Annotated in this window: 5 protein-coding genes; 3 read left to right on the top strand and 2 right to left on the bottom strand. The window is 73.6% G+C overall.

Annotation, left to right across the window (positions count from 1 at the left end):
- Window positions 1-173: 173 nt before the first annotated feature.
- Window positions 174-938 (top strand): bestrophin-like domain, encoded by a 765-nt coding sequence (locus GTW67_RS07230; protein WP_202436921.1) that lies wholly within the window; start codon window positions 174-176, stop codon window positions 936-938.
- 254 nt (window positions 939-1,192) lie between these two features.
- Entirely contained in the window at window positions 1,193-1,714 is a 522-nt protein-coding gene (locus GTW67_RS07225) for a hypothetical protein (protein WP_161163972.1), read from the top strand.
- Window positions 1,715-1,840: 126 nt separating this feature from the next.
- On the opposite strand, the gene GTW67_RS07220 is transcribed toward GTW67_RS07225, so the two are convergent.
- A complete protein-coding gene (locus tag GTW67_RS07220; protein ID WP_161163971.1) occupies window positions 1,841-2,335 on the bottom strand; it encodes a hypothetical protein in 495 nt (164 codons plus the stop codon).
- Between the two features lie 331 nt (window positions 2,336-2,666).
- Here GTW67_RS07220 and GTW67_RS07215 point away from each other — a divergent pair, with 331 nt between their 5' ends.
- Window positions 2,667-3,335, top strand: coding sequence for a class F sortase (locus GTW67_RS07215; protein WP_161163970.1), 669 nt, complete (start codon window positions 2,667-2,669; stop codon window positions 3,333-3,335).
- A 31-nt stretch (window positions 3,336-3,366) separates the two neighbouring features.
- Here GTW67_RS07215 and GTW67_RS07210 read toward each other — a convergent pair.
- A partial coding sequence (locus tag GTW67_RS07210) for a polysaccharide deacetylase family protein (RefSeq protein WP_161163969.1) occupies window positions 3,367-4,084 on the bottom strand: 718 nt, incomplete at its 5' end.

The following is a 4,084-nucleotide window of genomic DNA, read 5'->3' as shown; positions in this document are numbered from 1 at the left end:
GGCGCCCCGCCCCTCGCTGACCCCGGTGCACTACCCGCGCCACCGCGCCGCCCGGGTGCAGCAGCGGTCCTCGCGCGGGGCCACCTCACCGCTCGTCTTCGTCCTGCTCATCACGGTGCCCGCGCTGGTGGCCGTCGCCGCGCTGCGCGCGCGCTGATCCCTGGAGGCTTCTCTTGCCGGAATGGCTTGTTCTCATCCTCGCGATGCTGGCCGCCTGCGCCGTCGTCGTGGTCGTCACCCTCCTGCGGCACCGCACGGCGTCCGACGACGAGGACACCTCCGAAACACCGGACGTCATCGAGTACATGACGATGTGGATCGGTGTGGTGTACGCCATCGTCCTGGGCCTGGCCATCGCCGGTGTCTGGGAGGCGCGCAGCGCCGCCGAGGACCACGTGCAGGCGGAGGCCGTCGCGCTGCACGAGATCTCCGAACGTGTCCGGGTCTATCCGCCCGACGTCCGTGACCGGATCCGGGAGGATGTCAACGCCTATGTCGGACACGTCGTCACGACCGAGTGGAAGTCCATGGCCGACGACGGCGAGATCACCGAGCGCGGCACCGAGCTCCTCGACCGGGTCCGCGCGGACGTCACCGACTACGAGCCGCGGTCGGACTTCGAGGCCCAGGCCTACCAGCCGCTCGTCGACCAGGTGGCCGCCGCGGACCAAGCCCGTAACTCCCGGGCGGACTCCACGGGGGCCACGATGCCGGGCGTGGTGTGGTTCGGGCTCATCGCCGGTGCCGTCATCACCATCGGCATGGTCTTCGCCCTCCAGATCCGGCGCACCCCGCGCGAACTGGTCCTCGCCGGGCTGTTCTCCGCGCTGATCGCCTTCCTGCTCTTCCTGATCTGGGACTTCGACGCGCCCTACAGCCGCGGGGTCGCGGCGTCGACGGATCCGTTCCTGAGCCTCTTCCCGGGCGTCAAGGGCTGACGGGCCCCCGCACGCACCCCACAGGGGCCGCCCCGCCGCTTGTACCCGGGGGCGGCCCCCGGGCGCGCCGACACGCCGCCGCCGTCCTCCGGCCGCCGCGGCGGCGTCCCCCGGCCGGCCCACACCGTTGCCCCGTTCGCGCTACTGCGATCGCGCCCGCGAGGAGGGCTTCCTAGCGTTTCGGGCATCGAGGTGCATTCCTGGCGCGAGCGGAACAGGTCCGCAGCTGCTCCTCGGGACCCGGAGGATTCACCATGCGCGCGATACCCGTCGCCTCGGCCGCGCTGCTCGGCGTCGCCGCTCTCTCGTCCTGCGTGCCGGCCGGCGCGGCCGTCGGCGGCCGCACCACGCCGTTCGGCTTCAGCGTCCGGCCCTCCACCGTCGCGGCGGGCGGGGAGGTCACGCTGCGCGTGGACCGCGAGGACGGCGCCTGCCGGGGCCGGGTGAGGGTCACGTCCCCGGTGTTCGACACGGTCGTCATCCCGCGCAACCACGTGTCGGCGCAGGCGAAGGTCGACCGGGACGCCAGGCCCGGCGCGGTGTACCAGGTGTCCTTCACGTGCGACGGGAGGACCGGGACCACCGACCTGACCATCGCCGGCGGCCACTCGCACCGTCCCGGCACCGTGCCGTCCAAGGGCGTGCACGCCGGTGAGGGCGGCAGCGTCGCCGGTTTCGACGTCAAGGAGATCGGGCTCGGTGTCGCGCTCGTCGCGGGCGCGGTCGGTGTGGCGTACCACCGGTCCCGGCGCCGCTCCGGCGAGGAGGGCGCCTGACCTCCCCGGCCCCCGGCACGCAGGGCTTCGCCCCGGATCACCTGAGGGTCCGGGGCGAAGCCCTGCGTGTGTGGTCGGGCCCGCTCCCCGAGAGCGGGAGCCCGCACGGGCCTGGCGGAGGCGGGGTCAGATCCGGCGCTCGGACCGGCGGCGCATCCAGAACAGTCCGGTGCCGGCGACGGCCGCGGCCACGAGTCCGCCGCCGATCGCGATGTCCGTCGGCGTGGCCCCGCTCGAGTGGCTGCCGCCGAGACCGCCGCGGACGCCGCCGATGACGGTGAAGGCGGCCGGGCGGGTCAGCGTCCTGCCCGAGCAGTTGACCGTGATGTCGTAGGACCCGGGCCGGGCGTCGTTCCTGATGGTGGCGGTGCCCCGGGAGGTCTCGTTGGCGCCCCGCACGGGGGTCAGGTGGGCTCTGCCGAACGCGTCCGAGGTCATCGTCCCGCCCTGCGGGCAGCCGTCGACTGTGACGGTCATCTGGCCGCCGCGCGCGATGACGCTGGGCAGGGCGACGATGTTGCTCGGCGTGTTGTGGTCGCCGCCGGCGGTGGCCGTGGGGGCGGCCATCCCGAGAACGGCGACCGCGGCACCCGCGGCCGCCAGGGCACGAAAGTTGCGCATGTCATCCTCCGCGGAAGACGCCCCGGGACCCGTCCCCGGTCGATCGGCGAGAAAGCGCCTCCCAGAAAGACCCTCAGTTGCCCTGCCCGCCACCGCATTTCGGGAGTGGTCCGTCCTGGTGAGAGGGCCTGCCGGGGCGGAACCGGCGAGCGGATATCGCCGCAGGTCACGGACCGTCAGAAGATCTCGGCCGGGCGTGTCCCGGATGGCGCACCGCCGGGTGCGCGCACCACCCGTTCGCATGCGCCCCGTCGCCCCTCGGACGGACCGCGCTTAGCGTGCTCGTATGCGCGGAAGACACGGCGACGGCCGGGTCGAGAGGGGAAGGCGAATGTACGGGTCCGAGGAGCTGGCCGAGGAGGAGGAGCGGCGGAGGAAGCGCGCTCCCTGGGGCGTGATAGCGCTGGTTCTGCTGACCGGGCTCGCGCTCATCCGCAACGGTTCGGGGGAATTCGACGTGGGCCCGCCGCAGCCCGCGTCGGCGGCCGCCTCGGACACACGCGTCGCCGGTGGCGAGAACGCCGTCCCGGGCCTCGCCCCGCTGGCGTACGCGGTGCCCGACCGGGTGTCGATCCCCGCCATCCAGGTCGACGCGCCGGTCATGCCGGTCGGTCTGGACGCGGACGGCTGGGTCGGCGCGCCGCCGCCGGAGGACCCGAATCTGGCCGGCTGGTTCACGGGCGCGGTGTCGCCCGGGGAGAAGGGCACCGCGGTGGTGGTCGGCCACGTCGACAACCAGCAGGGCCCGGCCGTCTTCTACGGGCTCGGGGCCCTGAAGAAGGGGAACAGGGTCGAGGTGTCCCGGCAGGACGGGAAGACCGCGGTGTTCGAGATCTACGGCATCGAGGTGTTCGAGAAGGACGACTTCCCCGGCGACCGGGTCTACGCCTCCAAGGGCACGCCCGAGTTGCGGGTCATCACCTGCGGCGGCGGTTTCACCAAGCAGAACGGCTACGACGGGAACGTCGTCGCCTTCGCCCGCCTGGCCGAGGTCCGCTGAACGGGCCCGGCCCGGGCGGGCGCGGCGCGTGTCACACCTGCTGCCGCCGGGGGACGGTGAGGTGGTAGCCGGAGTCCAGCAGCTGCGGCAGATAGGTGCGCAGGGCGCGCACGGTCTGCGAGCGGTCGCCCCCGGCGTCGTGCGAGAGCACCACGACGCCGGGGGCGGCGCCGCCCTCGACGCGGTCGATGATGGTGGCGGTGCCGGGGGTGGTCCAGTCGAGGGAGTCGACGGTCCACGCGAGGGGTTCCATGCCGAGTTCGGCGCCGAGCTGGAAGGCGGCGCGGTTCCACGCCCCGTAGGGCGCGCGGAACCAGCGGGGCGGTTCGCCGTAGGCCTTCTCGACGACCTCGCAGGTGCGTTCCATCTCGGTGCGGATGCCGCGCCGGGTGAGCTGGGTCAGCAGCGGGTGGGACCAGGTGTGGTTGCCGACGACGTGTCCCTCGTCGGCCATGCGGGACAGCAGGCCCCGGTTGTAGTCGGCCATCTCCCCGCACACGAAGAACGTCGCGCGCACGTCGTACTCGGCCAGGGTGTCCAGGATGGTGGGCGTGTAGCGGGCGTCGGGGCCGTCGTCGAAGGTGAGCATCATGGTGCGGCCCCGGCCGGTCATCCGCAGGATCGGCTCGCTGCGCACCTCGGGCCGGTGGGGCGCGGCCCCGGGCGTGCCGTATCCGGTCAGGGGCTGGAGGCGGTAGGCGGAGGGCTGGAGCGGGCGCAGCGCCGGGGCGCCCGCGGCGGGAGCGGCC

It is taken from the genome of Streptomyces sp. SID5910 (assembly GCF_009862125.1).
Classification (GTDB): Bacteria; Actinomycetota; Actinomycetes; order Streptomycetales; family Streptomycetaceae; genus Streptomyces.
Note: the sequence above shows the minus strand (reverse complement) of the source record. Positions and strands in the feature narration are given on the sequence as shown.

Bases quoted from the DNA above. Each gene is read 5' to 3' on its own strand.
- GTW67_RS07225 (WP_161163972.1), top strand. From the start codon at position 1,193: ATGCGCGCGATACCCGTCGCCTCGGCCGCGCTGCTCGGCGTCGCCGCT.
- GTW67_RS07220 (WP_161163971.1), bottom strand. From the start codon at position 2,335: ATGCGCAACTTTCGTGCCCTGGCGGCCGCGGGTGCCGCGGTCGCCGTT.
- GTW67_RS07215 (WP_161163970.1), top strand. From the start codon at position 2,667: ATGTACGGGTCCGAGGAGCTGGCCGAGGAGGAGGAGCGGCGGAGGAAG.